Source organism: Providencia sp. JGM181 (genome assembly GCF_018257375.1).
GTDB lineage: Bacteria > Pseudomonadota > Gammaproteobacteria > Enterobacterales > Enterobacteriaceae > Providencia > Providencia lanzhouensis.
Genome location: NZ_JAERJY010000082.1, coordinates 1 through 14,943 on the forward strand (window position 1 = coordinate 1; position 14,943 = coordinate 14,943).

Below are 14,943 nucleotides of genomic sequence, written 5' to 3' on the forward strand. Positions count from 1 at the left end.
CAATATAGATTCAGGTGTAGAGTATTTACATAAATCATTAATTGTATAAATGTAAATGGGAGTCTAGCGTGAATCAATCAGAGCTTCTTGCTCGCCAAAGTGCGAACCTACTCACACCCGAATTCGAACAGCAGTACCACAATATTGTGGCAAACTTTTTTAGCCGCGATCCAAATAAATGGCCTATTTTTAATGACCCAAAAATCCAAGCTATCACCCAATTTCGCAAAACCACACTCGCAGACAATCAGTTAATCAATCAATATCCAAATGGCGCTCAGTGGTTCAATCAATTGACTCAGCAATCCCATGTCCAGCAGCAAATTAATTTACCCGGAAATCAGCAAGATACCCTGCTAGCTTTTGCTTCCGCATTATGTAAAAACTGGGAAAACCCGTTGTCCGTCGAAAATGTGATTGCGATGCCTTCAGACCCTGCATTATATGGCTCTATGCTTGGTCTTTTAGGCAATCCCAACATGGTTTATTGCGAATATTCCGGCGTCGCCGATTCCATGGAAAAAACAGTGATTAAACAAGTCGCTAACTTAATTGGTTATGATGAAAATCAAGCGTCTGGATTGTTCACTCAAGGCGGGACCATGTGTAATTTATATGGTTACCTATTTGGCATTCGCAAAACATTAAAAGATTCTCGCCAACTGGGTATGTCTGTGGATCAAGACTACCGGATTATCAACTCCCAAGGCGGCCACTACTCCAACATGACTAACCTGTCATTACTGGGGGTGGATATTCAAAACAAAACCATTCGTATTAAAGTCGCCTCGGACAACACCATCGACTTGTATGACTTAGAGCAACAGATCCGCGCCTGTTATACCGTTCACTGCAAGATCCCCGTGATCTTATTAACCGCAGGTACCACAGATACCTTTGGTGTCGATGAAATAAAACAAGTTTATGAATTGCGAAACCGCCTGTGTGAAGAGTTCGAAGTAACAGAAAAACCGCATATTCACGTGGATGCAGCCGTCGGCTGGCCAATAATTTTCTTTATTAATTATGATTTTAATACTAACCCGCTTGCTATCAATGAAGCCACACTGTTTGGATTACGCCACACTGTAGAAAAATTCAAACAGCTTAAATATGCCGATTCCATCACTATCGACTTCCACAAATGGGGCTATGTTCCTTACACCTCGAGCTTAGTGATGGTACGTGATGGCAATGACTTCAAAGCCCTTGAAAACTCACCGGAAAACTTCACGTACTTTGAACATGATTTAGAAGGGCAAACTCACTTGCAATCCACCATTGAATGTAGCCGCAGTGGAGTTGGGATCTTTGGCGCCTATGCAGGGCTGCATTATCTTGGCATTGAAGGGTACCAAACCATTATTGCTCACTGCCTACAAAATGCTAACTACATGCGCAACCAGTTAATTGAAATGGAAAATGCCGCAGTCATGGTGCCTCAAAACCAAGGACCTAGTGTCGGCTTTCGCCTGTATTCCCCTAAATTGAATGCGGATCCACAGGATATTTTTAACTATGAATTAAGTTGTGCTAGCGATAAAGCCGCTTATGAAACCATGATTAGAAATAGCAAATGGCACCGCAATCTGTTCTTAACACGCGGTAAAGCCGGGCTATTCACCAATTGGGTGGATTCCATCGCCTGTTCGACTTATGCGGAACATAACCGTTTTGTTTATATACCGGGTGAAAAAGCGGTCTTTATGAACCCAACGACAGAACGCCATCATATTGATGAGTTTGTAAAAATGCTCAAAGCCATGAGCCACGCTTAACATCCATAAAAAACGCCGACCACTGAATCTTCAGTGCTCGGCGTTTTTCTTGATGACTCATACAGATAAACTACTGATTACTCTTCTTCATGGCGCTTTAGCCAATCACCACTTTTGATTTTAGGCAGGCCTTCAACTGAGTGTTTATAGAGATAAATCCACGCATTACCGTAAGGTGTTGGAATTAACTCACGCTCATAATCTTGTGAATTTTTCTTCAGTTCGTCTAACTCAGTCAGAATAGACGGATTGATACGATAAACCTCGCATTCAATCGTGCCATCCCCTCTGATAACCGCTGGATAATATCCAAGGTCATACAGTTCATAGCCTTCTAGCTTATGCTCACCTAGCAGCTGAGCATAAGTCATCCAGTGATGATTCCCTTGCTTGCGCCTTAAACTGCCATAAACAATGATACGCATATATTAAAACTCGAATTGATAAAGCAGGTCCAAAGCCTGATTAACGCCAGAAACCGCTTCTAAAAACAGTTTCGGCATGACCCTATAGCGTAAAGTGAGCGTCGCTAAAGAATCAAATATGCCAACTCCATACTTAACTTGCAAGTCGTTCGTAATTTTCCCACTCACAACCACTTTCGAACTGTCACCCACACCTTGGGTATCGACGGCTAAATCTGACACTCCAAATGTTTCACCAATTTTACCTACCAATTGACCACTTTGAGCAACCCCCAACCCGATCAACATCGAGGTCATTTGTGACCCATTCGCATCACCGCTATCGAGCCCTTCCCCTCTTAACAGATAGGAAAGTGCCTCTTGCTGGGTTTTTGCGGGCTCAGAGAATATCTCAACTTTTGGTTTATCGGCAAGTCCTGTTACCTTCACACCGGCAATCACATCATCGGCGGTGTTTTCAGGATTACGAATTGCTTCTAAATTTAAGAACGGCTGATCAGCAGGTCCCGAGAATTGAATCAGCCCTTTACGCACAATCAAATCTTGCCCATAAGCGCGGAAACGTCCTGATGGAATATCTACCTGGCCATTTAAGCTTAACCCTTGTTTATCCTGAGCAACTTTTAATAACCCAGTTAACCGAGCTTTTAATCCGAATGCATCCAGACGCACATCATTGCCAATATTAATATTTAAATTGGTTTGAATTGGAATCGACGACTGTTTCGGATTGATCGGTTTTAGCTGGTCATCCAGCATGACCACATCCGAAGACGCACTCACCGCAGACTCAGGTAATTCTTGCACCGTAATACGCGCCCATGGAATAGTGACGCTACCATTTAAGGTCAGCAATTTCGGCGACGCTTCCAGAATCAAGTCAGGCTGCACATCAATTTTGATCATTGGCGGCAGAGAAACTCGTAAGTTATTCCCTCTTGCCAATACTTTCGCTCGCCATGCATCAATGTTGCGCCAATCCGCATCACCATCGATATTCAGGTAACCCTCTGGCGTTTTGATCTGCCCAGTCATCACGGAACTGGTACCATTAAAGTTAACTGCTAATTGGCTATTTTGGATATCAAACGGGATCAGCCCAGACTTCACTTCTAACCCAGATAACGTGACATTACCGTTCATTAGCGGGTTATGCGCCGAGCCACCAACACGTAGATTTGCATTCAGGTTGCCATTCGCAATGTCTTTTTCGCCAAGTAGCGGTTTAATTAAACCTAATGTAATGGCGTTAATTTCAATGTTGCCGGAGAGTAAGCGCTTTCTTTCGAGGTCAGAAATTTGCACATTACCTTTAAATTGACCGTTGTCTGCGATTTTCAACAGCCAGTTCAGATCCGCGCGACCATTCTTCATACCTGCATTTAATGTCAGCGTATCAAACGCGATAGGTAAACGTGCACCATCAACAAACTGCACGACTTTGACTCCATCACCGCTCAAATCCACTTTCACTTGCGGCAGGCTACCATCCGCTTTCCAAATAGCATTTGCACGCCCGGTGAATACCCCATTTACGCGAGTATCACTTGGCATAAACGGTTTGATCATTGCAAGGTCAAAACGTTCTAATACAATATCAGCGCTACCACTTTTACCCGCTTTAACCGGCTTCGGTACACACACGCGAGCATTCGGGTTGACCCAGCAATGGCTACCAATGACCACTTCTTGCGTGGTGTTATTGTAGTTCAAGGACATGGCTTGATTCAGGCGCCATTCCCCAACCTCAGTATCAAATAAGGTATTGCTTAAGTTACCTTTCCACACTTCCGTTTGACGATCAAAGCCCCCTGCCAGCGCGAGCTGTCCAGAAACTGGTTTGCCCGTCATATTCAGTTTTAACGTATGCTGTTTTTCAGTCCCTTTAGCATCTAGCGTTAGGTTACTAATGGCTAAATCCGCTTGGCGCAATCCGCGCACCACCACAGATAAATCACCTTTGATTTGGTCACCCGTTGCTACGTTACCTTTAATGGTGGTGGTCTCAACAGTTAAATCTTGCCATTTCACGCCACGCGCCGTTAAATCCGCCAGCGCTTGTGGGGCTTGTAAATCACCGCGAAGTTTGAGATCCCCAATGATCACGCCGCCTAATCCTGGCACTAACCCATTCAATGCTGGGGCATTAATTTTGGCATCAAGGTTCCATTTATCCGCTAAAGAGCCCTTCACATTCACGCTGTTTTTGCCCAGCAAGAGGTTAAAGTCTGGGATATTCCATTGCCCTGCGGCATTTCCTTTAGCTTGCCCACGCGCCTTTAAGATGTGCTGTTTAACATTACCATCTAAGGTGATTTCAGGGATCTCTAACTGCCAGCTTCCACCATATAGGCTGCCTCGCGTGGCAATTTTCCCTTCAACTTTCGCTGGCCATTCTGGATATTGCTTCGCCGTATTAATACCTGATAACGTCAGCACCATATTCCAGCTAATAGCTTTACTCCAATCAGCCACCCCGGATAGGTCTGCATTACCTTGCAATGCGGATAAGCGTAAACGGGTTAAATCAATTTTTTCTTCGTTCCCTTTCGCATCTAATAATAACTTAGATGGCGGTAGGTCTTGCCCCGTGATGGCTGAACGTAATGAAAGGTCATAGCTAGAAGGACGACCATTTAAGCGTAAGCGAGTGTCATCAAGCTTATATTGGCTTTCTCCCACCAGCGGCCAAGTTAATTTTTTGCTTTCTAAAGTCAACTCAATCGGAAAATCTGCCTGCGCTAAATCGGTCTGAGCTTCTAGTGTCGCCGTAATTGGACCATTCAGATTCAATGCCAGCATCAGCTCATCCATCAGTCCACCTTTAAGCGTTAAATCGACTTTCTGTCCATTTAAATCTTCAAGGCGGCTTTCACCAATAACGGATAGCGCGACTGGCCATTTTTCTTGCAAAGAAATCGATCCAGAAACCGCAACATTACCTTGCGGTGCATCGACTTTTAGCTGCTTTAATAAAACATTCTGCCCTTCATTTTCTAACTTCAAATTCAGGCTATTAATCGTAATGTCCGTGTCGCCTTTTAATTGGAAATTAGAGGCATTGATCCCCTCAACATTCAAGTCAACCGGTAGGATAATTTCAGGTAGCTCCGCTAATAGCGGCTTAGAAAATAACGTTTTAAGCTGATCACCAAGGGATGGCTGCTCACCTTCAGGCACGACGGGTTCAACTGGTTTTGGCGCCTCAGCCAGCTCACTAGGCGGTAAGCTTATAGCAAGGTTAATAATATCGGTTGGCGTGATTTCGATAGCTCTTTTTTGCCATGTGATCCCTGTGGCGAATTTGTCGAGATCAATCACAGTCCCATCGACATTAACATGAGTATCAACCAACGCTAATTGAGCCAAACGAATGGTTAGCGGGGCATTCAGTTCTGTTAGCGGCTCAGAAGGCGGAGTTTCTTCAGACGGCGGGAATTGGCTAGTATCCACATTCACCATCACGCTTTCTGTTGATAAATCATCAATGCAGACTTCACGGCTGGTCAGGCACTTTAAACGTAATGCAAGGTGGATTTTCTTCGCATCCACATCCACACCTGGCATTTGGTACTTCACGCCAGAGAGCGTTAAATCGTTAATATCACCATCAATGGAGCCAATAGTCAGTTCAGGTACAAAACGTGTGGCGGAGTTCAACGCAAAATGCAGGCCCGATTTAGTACCCAAAACCCAATACAGCGCACCAACGACCAGAACTAACAATAATAAAATGGTGATTGCAATCCACTTTAGCCATTTCATCCATTTCATAGTTCTGTCCCCAATCCGATGTAAAACTGAATTTTGTTATTATCTGGGTCACCAATAGGCTTGGCTAAATCAAATTTAATCGGTCCAACCGGGGAAACCCAACGGATCCCCACACCGGCACCGGTTTTAAAATCACTATTTTTGAAATCGTCTACCGCTTCACCACTATCAATAAAGGTGGCTCCCCACCAGTTACCCGTGAAATTATATTGATATTCGACGGATCCAACCGCCAGCTTAGATGCCCCGGTAAGCTTACCGCTACTATCTTCTGGGGAGATTTTTTGATAACCATAACCACGGACACTACCGTCACCCCCTGCGAAGAAACGTAAGTCTGGCGGGACTTTGTCAAAGTTATTGGTTTCAATCCAACCAAGGTTTCCACGTACGACAAATCGATGTCCTTCCCATGGAGTACGGATCCACACATTCTTGGCTTGTAATACCAGGAAGTCGATATCCGAACCCCATATTTTATTGGAGTAATCGATAGAATAGCGCTGGCTATCACCCCAGGTTGGCATCACGCCACCTTTTTGACGAATTCGGCTGACGTTTGCCCCCGGATACAGCAACATCGTGGTGTTGGTCACATCCGCTTGGGTAAAGTTACTCAACATCCAGCGCATATTCACGCCATACTGCCAACCACTTGAATAATCCCAATTACGAGACACGTTCAGTGTGGTGGTATTCGATTGAGTATCGTTCAAATCCGTGCGTTTGAACCCACCTTGAATCGCATAATATTGCTCTAGAGGATTCGCTTTGAGTGGAATTTTGTAGCTGGCATCAATCAGCTGTTCCGGCTGAGAGAGACTAATGCTGGAGGTTAAACTTTGTCCCCGTGAGTTTATCCACGGCTTGTTCCATATCGCTTTTACGCGAGGCCCCACATCGGTCGCGTAACCACCACCCAACTCAAGGAAGTTTTGCGCTCTTGGGATCATGACCCCTTCCATGGGTAATAGATCCGTATGCTCCTCACGAGCTTTTTGAATATTCGGCGTGACTAGCGCAGAGTTGAACCATCCTGTTGATGCTAAACGTTGGTTATATTCGGCAAGCTGTTCTGACGTGTAATATTCCCCTTCTTTAAAAGGAGAAAGGTTTTCGAGGTAATCCTTGCGAATTTGCGAGCCTTCAAAGGTTAATTTACCAAAACGGTAGCGCTCACCACTGTTAAAATCAAAATCCCAATAAGCAGCATGATGATCAACAGAAATGCCTAGCTGGCTTTTTTCCATCATGGCATCGAAATACCCTTTACGGATAGCTAGGCTGCTAAATTTACCTTTGAAGTCTTCATAATCACCATCATTTTGGATGATGCCATATTTCGGCGTGCTTTTTTTCAGCATCTTGGCGTAATCAGGGTCTGTTTTCGCTCCCCCTTCTAACACCACATTGACACCTTGTAGAAGAATAGGCTCCCCCGGAGAAACCTTGGCCGTCAAAATTGAACGTGCTGGCGGGGTTTTCTCTTCATAGCTAAATTCTACTGTAGGTTCATAATATCCCAGTGGTTTTAACCCTTCACGAATCGCTTTTTCTACTCGAGCACGAAAACGTCCATTTGCAACGACTTCATCTTGTGAAATATTAGAAAGCTGAATACGGACATTCTGGTTGAGTTGCCCTTCAAGCCCTTCAATATTAAGGCGTAGATTCGCAGCAAATACCGCTGGTACCGCCGTTGTTAGGCATACTACACAAAGGGTAAGATATTTCGACACGCCTGCTCCTAGGGTGATAGACAATTTGGCTTATTATTCAACAACGACTTATTTTGAGTAAAATAGACCACTGACACAAGTTTTTATCCCAATTTTTACTTTATTTCTATACAGATTGTATTTAGGAATCGTTATGACTTTTAATCAATTTCAGTCCGATAATGAATTTCAAGCACTTCCGGGGCGTCACTCGTCAATGGCGTTGTCACCTTACCATGCAGTGACCCATCATTCGATTGAGATTATTCCTAAGAATATGGAAATTGCTTATTTTGCAATGGGTTGCTTCTGGGGTGTGGAACGATTATTTTGGCAACAAACGGGAATTTATACGACATCTGCAGGTTACAGCGGTGGTCTCACACCGAATCCAACCTATGAAGAAGTGTGTACCGGATTAACCGGACATACTGAAATCGTTCGCGTGGTTTTTGACCCTGAAATCATTTCATTTGCTCAGCTGCTAACGCTATTTTGGGAAAATCACGACCCAGCCCAAGGCATGCGCCAAGGTAATGATATTGGCACCCAATATCGCTCAGCAATTTACACCGTGTCAGATGAACAATATCAACTGGCGATGCAAACCCGCGAAGCTTACCAACAGGCGATGGCTGAAAAGCAGGATAACCGCCCGATTACCACCGAGATTCGACCACTCGAAACCTTCTATTTTGCTGAGGATTATCACCAGCAATATCTGTATAAAAATCCCAACGGCTATTGTGGGCTTGGTGGCATTGGGGTCTGTCTTCCATCTTGACTGACATTATAATGACGAATATATAGCCAGATAAAATAGGCTAGTGCTATACTTAGCGCGATACCCACCGCGCTAAGGCGCTAATTAATATTGAAATGGAATACCCTTACATTGCCTTTAGGATTTCAAGAAGTGACAATTCACTACCTAGAGGGTTGGATAATTTATGCTAAACAGTTTACTTATCGTTCTTTTATTATGTGCAATCAGCGCATTTTTTTCGCTGTCCGAAATTTCATTGGCAGCTTCTCGCCGTATTAAATTGAAGTTAATGGCCGACGAAGGCAACATTAACGCCGCTCGCGTTCTCAAACTACAAGAAATGCCGGGCATGTTTTTCACCGTCGTACAAATTGGCTTAAACGCCGTCGCGATTTTGGCTGGTATTGTGGGTGAATCTGCATTCGCTCCTGCATTGCAAGAGCTATTCATTAAATTCTTATCCCCGGCATGGGCACAGCAAACCGCTTCTATCCTGTCATTTACCATCGTAACCAGCTTATTTATTCTGGTGGCTGACTTAACACCAAAACGTATTGGAATGGTAAAACCTGAAGCTATCGCTATACGCATTGTTAACCCAATGCGTTTCTGCTTAGTGGTGTTAAGCCCGCTCGTATGGTTCTTTAACGGCTTAGCGAACTTATTTTTCAAACTGTTCAAATTACCCACTGCACGTAATGAAGACATTACTTCTGATGATATCTTTGCTGTTGTTGAAGCGGGCGCTGTCGCTGGGGTGTTGCGTAAACAAGAGCACGAACTTATTGAAAATGTGTTTGAACTTGAGTCCCGTACCGTTCCATCTGCGATGACACCACGAGAAAACATCATTTTCTTTGATAAAGACGAATCTGAAGAGAGCATCAAACACAAAATCTCCACTCAGCCACATTCGAAGTTTTTAGTTTGTGCAGGGGATATCGACCATGTGATTGGTTATGTAGATTCCAAAGAGCTCCTCAACCGCGTATTAAATGGTCAAAGCCTGAGCTTACGTGACGGTGTACATATCCAGAACACATTAATGCTTCCGGATACCTTATCCCTGTCTGATACCTTAGAAGCCTTTAAAAATAGTGGCGTCGATTTTGCCGTTATCCTGAACGAATATGCCTTAGTGATGGGAGTTATTACCATCAATGACGTGATGATCACCTTAATGGGTGACTTGATTGGTCCGGGGCAAGAAGAGCAAATTATTACCCGTGATGAAAATTCATGGTTGGTTGATGGGGGAACGCCAATTGAGGATGTTCAACGTATCCTTGATATCGACGAATTCCCAGATTTCAGCAACTACGAAACCATCGCAGGCTTTATGATGTATCGCTTGAGAAAGATGCCGAAACGCACTGATTATGTGAAATATGCGGGCTACAAATTTGAAGTGGTCGATATTGATAACTACAAGATTGATCAACTGCTGGTCACGCGTATCACGAATACTCCGTCCGCGGTTGTGGTTCAGCCAGGTACTGCAGGTAGTGAAGATACGTCACATACTCAAAATAACCACTGATAGCCAATATGAACACGCCACTGTCAGTGGCGTTGTTATTAAGGCGCTTGAAGGTTGTTAGCCTAACACTTAGCTGGCTAATAGCCTGTTTAGCCCAACTCAGCTCGCAGTAATACCACTTGCTTGTTCACTTCATTCATTACATTGTAATGCGTTTTATCAGTCACTTTTGGCGGTAAAATCTTCCCATTATTGAATTCGAAAGCTCCAAAATCCTTAATGTAGAGCCTACCTCTGAATAGTGTTTTCACGTATAGAGCAATTTTCGATGGGTTATAATGCTTAAAAATTTTCATTAGAACTGATCTCCATGTTGTTCTGACGATACCTCACTGCATATCGTTCAATAATCATAGACTAGAAAATTTTGTTTTGGTTCGGAAATTGCAATTTTATTCAAAATGCTGACACAACATGACATTGTCAATATACTGTTAAATCATACTTAAACCTCATCTTTATGCTGAATTTTACGATTTTGTTAATTTTCATCTTGCCACTCATCCGATGAGCTATGCTATAACTAGCAGCACCAGAAATCCTCACCCTATACACAACAATGACAATGATTTCTAAAGGTACCTTTATGATAAAAAAACTGCTTTTATTAACCTGCTTACTGGGTTTATCTTCAACGGGATTCGCGATTAATATTCAATTAAATCAACCTGTACCCGCCGTTACCGTCACAGATAAAGGCGAATTACAGTTAGATAATGCGGGAAAATTCAATTACCAACCGTGGAAGAGCCAGCAACTTGCCGGTAAAGTTCGCACCATTCAACACATTGCTGGACGCTCTTCAGCCAAAGAGCTTAATGCTCCGCTTATCGAAGCGATTAAACAAGCCAAATTCCCTCACGATAAATACCAAACCACCAGCATTATCAATACGGATGATTCAATTTTTGGTACCGGTGTATTTGTAAAAAACAGCGTGGAAGACAGCAAGAAAGAGTTTCCTTACTCCCAATTTATTGTTGATAGTGATGGTGTCGTGAAGAATGCATGGAGCCTTGCGCCAGAGAGTTCCGCCATTATCATTCTCAACAAGCAAGGTAATGTCTTATTTTATAAAGATGGCGCGCTAACGCCTCAAGAGATCAATAAAGCCATTAGCGTGATTGTCACCGAATTAGAAAAGCCGTAATTAACAGAACCAGAGTTAGCGAAACCAACATTCAACAGATAAGAAAAGAGCCACTCCAGCTCTCGTTATCATAAACATAATGTTTTCCTAAGCGTCGACTGATGTTGACGCTTAGGAATTTGTTTTACTATCATGAGTTCCTGTTGAACATAACCGCAAAAGCACATCACAATAAGATTAAAATTCAGCTAATTATTCTGCAACAACCTCATTCAATATTGTGCATAAAATAGACTAACTTATGCATTCCAACGAACAGTGACACAAAAGCCCCCTTCCGTGACATTATTAAACGTCACATGGAGATGGTGTAACTGAGCCACGCGTTTAACAATTGATAACCCTAAGCCACTGCCCGTTTTTTCTTGTCCCGGTGGTCGATAGAAACGCTCCCCTAAGCGCGCTAATACCTCAGAAGAAACCCCATCACCATCATCTTTCACTTCCAGATAGTGGCGATACAAATTGACTTCAACCTTACCGGCAGCCTTACCATAGCGGATAGCATTGTGAAGAAGATTTTTTAAGAGTACGGACAATAAAAGTTTCTGCCCTTTAAAAGGCGGCGGCGTTTCAATGATTGATATTTTCAACGTTACCTGATTTTGCCGAGCTTCCAGCTCGCTCTCTTTAACGGCTTGCTCAATTAATTCCTGCCAACTCACTTCACTCACATCATCTAATTGATTAGAAGACTCTAAGCGGGATAAGGTTAATAGCTGGTCCACTAGCCGAGTGGCTCGGTCAATCCCTTCTGAAAGATTAGACACTGCATGTTGGCGAATCGCCTCGTCACTTCCAGCAATTTGTACCACTTCGGTTTGGACTTTCAGTGCAGCAAGAGGGCTACGCAGTTCATGGGCAGCATCAGAGGTAAATTGCCGTTCACGAACAAACATGTGATTTATTTTGTCGAATAATCCGTTCAGAGAATCTAGGATTGGCTTTGCTTCACTAGGAATTGTCGGCACCATCACTGGGCTCAGCTCATCCGGCTTTCTCTGCCGTAGCTGTTTAGCCACATCCCGTAGGGGTTTTAATGCGCGAGTGAGTAACCATAAAAATACAATTAACATTATTGGCAACGCCACCAGCCACGGTATGAGCTGGGAAAACATAATGCTGTTAGCCATACTTTGGCGGTATTCCCACTCTTGCCCTACCGCAATAATATATTGATTATCAATAGATTTAAGCCAAACAAAGCGCCACTCATCATCACTACCTTTCAGTGTTCCCTCGCTGAATCCTTCACGCGTAAATTGAAACTCGATTTTACGTCCGTTGTCCCCATCATTGAGCACCATTTCGCCACTCGGAGTAAAAATCGCAAATGCCAATGCGTCATCGTCTTGGCTTCCACGATTTTTCCGCAATAACTTTTTGGTTTTACTCAATGATGCTTGAGGCAAGTCGATATCCGTCGGCAACACCGATAAACGCTTTGCAAATACCATCTGTTGAGTATCAAACAATTCGTTAATGGTTTTATAGGTTTGATACCATGCCAATGAGCTAGCAATTCCCCACGTCATTACCGCGAGGAGCAATAACATCAAAGTCAATTTGAGCCTTAAGCTGAACGTTTTCATGCTTCATCACCCAGTCGATAACCAACACCATGAACAGTTTGAATAAACTTGCTGCCTAATTTACGGCGTAAGTGGTGAATATGAACTTCAACCGAGTTACTAGAGACTTCTTCATCCCAGTTATACAACTTTTCTTCTATCGCACTACGAGACAGCACTTTTTTCGGGTTGTGCAAAAATAATGATAATAGCGCCAGCTCCTTACCCTTCAACTGCACAGGATTTCCTTGGTAAGTGACCGTCATCGCTAAAGGATCCATCTCCACGTCACCATGAACCAAAGTGGGTGATAGCTGCCCACTGCGTCGACGGATCAACGCTTGCAAACGTGCTGCAACCTCCGCTAGCGCAAACGGCTTACACAGATAATCATCAGCCCCTTGCTGTAATCCATTCACTCGTTGCTCAAGGGCATCCCGCGCCGTCAGAATCAAAACAGGCTCATCACGCCCTTGCTTACGCCAGAACTTCAAAATATCCATACCATCAATATGCGGAAGTGATAAATCCAGCACGACAGCATCATAAGGGGCATCAAACAAAGCCTGTTGACCTTGTTTACCATCCATAAACCAATCAAGGGTAAACCCCAATTGTGTTAACCCTACTTTTAGACCATCGCCAATTAATCGATCATCTTCTATTAATAAAATACGCATACTCAACCTCCGCATCGAATATTGTTATATTTATCTTATTAAATTCATGATGACCAGTGGTGATTGTCCAAATTAAAAATATATTTAATTAATTTGATTTCTTAAGATCCTGTTAAGATTTACTTGGTTAAATACATCCCATAGACCAAATTTCTGGTTACTTGTGGAGAAACAAAAATGAAAAAATTACCTTTAATCACCTTAATCGCTGCCCTTGCTACCGCTCCTGTTTTTGCTGCTACCGGTGGTTTTTCAGGTCCAGGTGAAGTCGCCAACACCACTAACACTGAAACCATGAAAACCCAAGAAGGTGGTTTTAACGGCCCGAATGCAAGTGAAACAACGGTTGCGAAAGCCCTTGAATTATCTGACAACAGCTGGGTTGTTTTACGCGGTAATCTCGTTAAACAACTGGACAAAAAACATTACGAATTCACCGATGGCACAGGCACCATCACCGTTGAAATTAGCCAAAAACGCTTCAATGGTGTGAACGTCACGCCGAAAGATAAAATCGAAATTCGCGGTGAAGTTGATAAAGACTGGAACTCTAAAGAGATCGACGTTAAACAACTGCAAATCATCAAATAATCCATCTCGATAAAAAGCCAGTAATACAACCTTACTGGCTTTTTATTATTTACTGTCTATTTTCCCTTTCTATTTATAGTGCTAGATTAAATTTATCTTATCTCTGCGCGACTTATTTATGAAACAGCCTCAAGTTAGGAATATCAGCGAAAAATTACTGTCAGATAATTGGTACATTCTCAAAAAATATACCTATGAATTACAGCGACACGACGGCTCTTGGCAAAAACAAGAGCGTGAAGTGTATGACCGTGGCGATGGCGCTGTCATTTTGCTGTATAACACATCCAAAAATAGCATTATCTTGATCCGTCAATTCCGTATGCCAATGTACGTTTCTGGATATAAACAGCTGCTGATTGAAGCCGCTGCTGGATTACTTGAGGGCTCTTCCCCTGAAGCAAGAATTATTGCTGAAGCCCAAGAAGAGACTGGCTATAAAATTGATAACCTAGAAAAGGTGTTTGAAGCCTTTATGAGCCCAGGTTCCGTCACTGAAAAGCTGCATTTTTACATTGCCCAATACAGTGATAAAGACCGCCAAAGTGATGGTGGCGGACTCGCTGATGAAGGTGAAGATATTGAGGTTATGGAATGGTCATTCCCTAATGCGCTTGCCGCTATCAAAAATGGTGAAATCATGGATGGCAAAACCATTATGCTTATTCAACATCTCGCCTTAAGCGGAATTCTAAGTCCCAAAAAATAGTTAATTTTTAAAGGGTGAAAATAGCATTTTTGCCCTTCCACTCTTAAACTATTTTATATAGTCATCATTAAACGATTTCTTTGCTATTTATTTTTCTATTCTCTTTCTTATTTTCATACTTTATTCTCTTATTTTTTATAAATTACAATTTATTACACTTTCCATTACCGAGCATCTAAACTCGATAATAAAAAGAATAAAATAGAGTTTATTCTATCAAAAAATAATTATCTTTTATCGC

General features: G+C 42.8%; 12 protein-coding genes. 6 read left to right on the forward strand and 6 right to left on the reverse strand.

Annotation, left to right across the window (positions count from 1 at the left end; all coding sequences use genetic code 11):
* Positions 1-68: 68 nt before the first annotated feature.
* Entirely contained in the window at positions 69-1,778 is a 1,710-nt protein-coding gene (locus JK188_RS11400) for a pyridoxal phosphate-dependent decarboxylase family protein (protein WP_211886872.1), read from the forward strand.
* Between the two features lie 77 nt (positions 1,779-1,855).
* Here the strand turns inward: JK188_RS11400 and JK188_RS11405 are convergent, their stop codons facing one another.
* Genes JK188_RS11405 through tamA form a run of 3 tightly spaced genes read right to left on the reverse strand, consistent with a single transcriptional unit; the run spans position 1,856 to position 7,716 of the window.
* Positions 1,856-2,203 carry a gamma-glutamylcyclotransferase family protein gene (locus JK188_RS11405; RefSeq protein WP_211886870.1) on the reverse strand — a complete coding sequence of 116 codons (348 nt, stop codon included), beginning with the start codon at positions 2,201-2,203 and terminating at the stop codon, positions 1,856-1,858.
* A 3-nt stretch (positions 2,204-2,206) separates the two neighbouring features.
* Entirely contained in the window at positions 2,207-5,977 is a 3,771-nt protein-coding gene (gene tamB / locus JK188_RS11410) for an autotransporter assembly complex protein TamB (RefSeq protein WP_283092619.1), read from the reverse strand.
* A complete protein-coding gene (gene tamA, locus JK188_RS11415; RefSeq protein WP_036948997.1) occupies positions 5,974-7,716 on the reverse strand; it encodes an autotransporter assembly complex protein TamA in 1,743 nt (580 codons plus the stop codon). Before tamA ends, tamB begins: the two co-directional genes overlap by 4 nt.
* A gap of 133 nt (positions 7,717-7,849) precedes the next feature.
* Between tamA and msrA the strand changes: the two genes are divergently transcribed.
* The gene (msrA, locus tag JK188_RS11420; RefSeq protein ID WP_211886868.1) at positions 7,850-8,479 is read left to right on the forward strand and encodes a peptide-methionine (S)-S-oxide reductase MsrA; all 630 of its coding nucleotides are present in this window, start codon (positions 7,850-7,852) and stop codon (positions 8,477-8,479) included.
* 166 nt (positions 8,480-8,645) lie between these two features.
* Positions 8,646-10,001, forward strand: coding sequence for a hemolysin family protein (locus JK188_RS11425; protein WP_132496349.1), 1,356 nt, complete (start codon positions 8,646-8,648; stop codon positions 9,999-10,001).
* Positions 10,002-10,090: 89 nt separating this feature from the next.
* Here the strand turns inward: JK188_RS11425 and JK188_RS11430 are convergent, their stop codons facing one another.
* On the reverse strand, positions 10,091-10,297 hold the full coding sequence (locus JK188_RS11430; RefSeq protein WP_036948988.1) for a DUF1107 domain-containing protein: 207 nt from the start codon (positions 10,295-10,297) through the stop codon (positions 10,091-10,093).
* 290 nt (positions 10,298-10,587) lie between these two features.
* On the opposite strand from JK188_RS11430, the gene JK188_RS11435 reads away from it, so the two are divergent.
* A complete protein-coding gene (locus tag JK188_RS11435; RefSeq protein ID WP_211886866.1) occupies positions 10,588-11,151 on the forward strand; it encodes a YtfJ family protein in 564 nt (187 codons plus the stop codon).
* Positions 11,152-11,390: 239 nt separating this feature from the next.
* Here the strand turns inward: JK188_RS11435 and qseC are convergent, their stop codons facing one another.
* Together qseC and qseB are read right to left on the reverse strand one after the other, a co-directional pair.
* Positions 11,391-12,743 (reverse strand): quorum sensing histidine kinase QseC, encoded by a 1,353-nt coding sequence (gene qseC / locus JK188_RS11440; protein WP_211886864.1) that lies wholly within the window; start codon positions 12,741-12,743, stop codon positions 11,391-11,393.
* Positions 12,740-13,402, reverse strand: coding sequence for a quorum sensing response regulator transcription factor QseB (gene qseB, locus JK188_RS11445; protein ID WP_036948983.1), 663 nt, complete (start codon positions 13,400-13,402; stop codon positions 12,740-12,742). The genes qseC and qseB overlap by 4 nt, the downstream gene beginning before the upstream one ends.
* A gap of 177 nt (positions 13,403-13,579) precedes the next feature.
* On the opposite strand from qseB, the gene JK188_RS11450 reads away from it, so the two are divergent.
* Positions 13,580-13,993, forward strand: coding sequence for a YgiW/YdeI family stress tolerance OB fold protein (locus JK188_RS11450; protein ID WP_036948980.1), 414 nt, complete (start codon positions 13,580-13,582; stop codon positions 13,991-13,993).
* Positions 13,994-14,111: 118 nt separating this feature from the next.
* On the forward strand, positions 14,112-14,702 hold the full coding sequence (locus tag JK188_RS11455) for an NUDIX domain-containing protein (protein ID WP_211886861.1): 591 nt from the start codon (positions 14,112-14,114) through the stop codon (positions 14,700-14,702).
* Positions 14,703-14,943 lie beyond the last annotated feature (241 nt).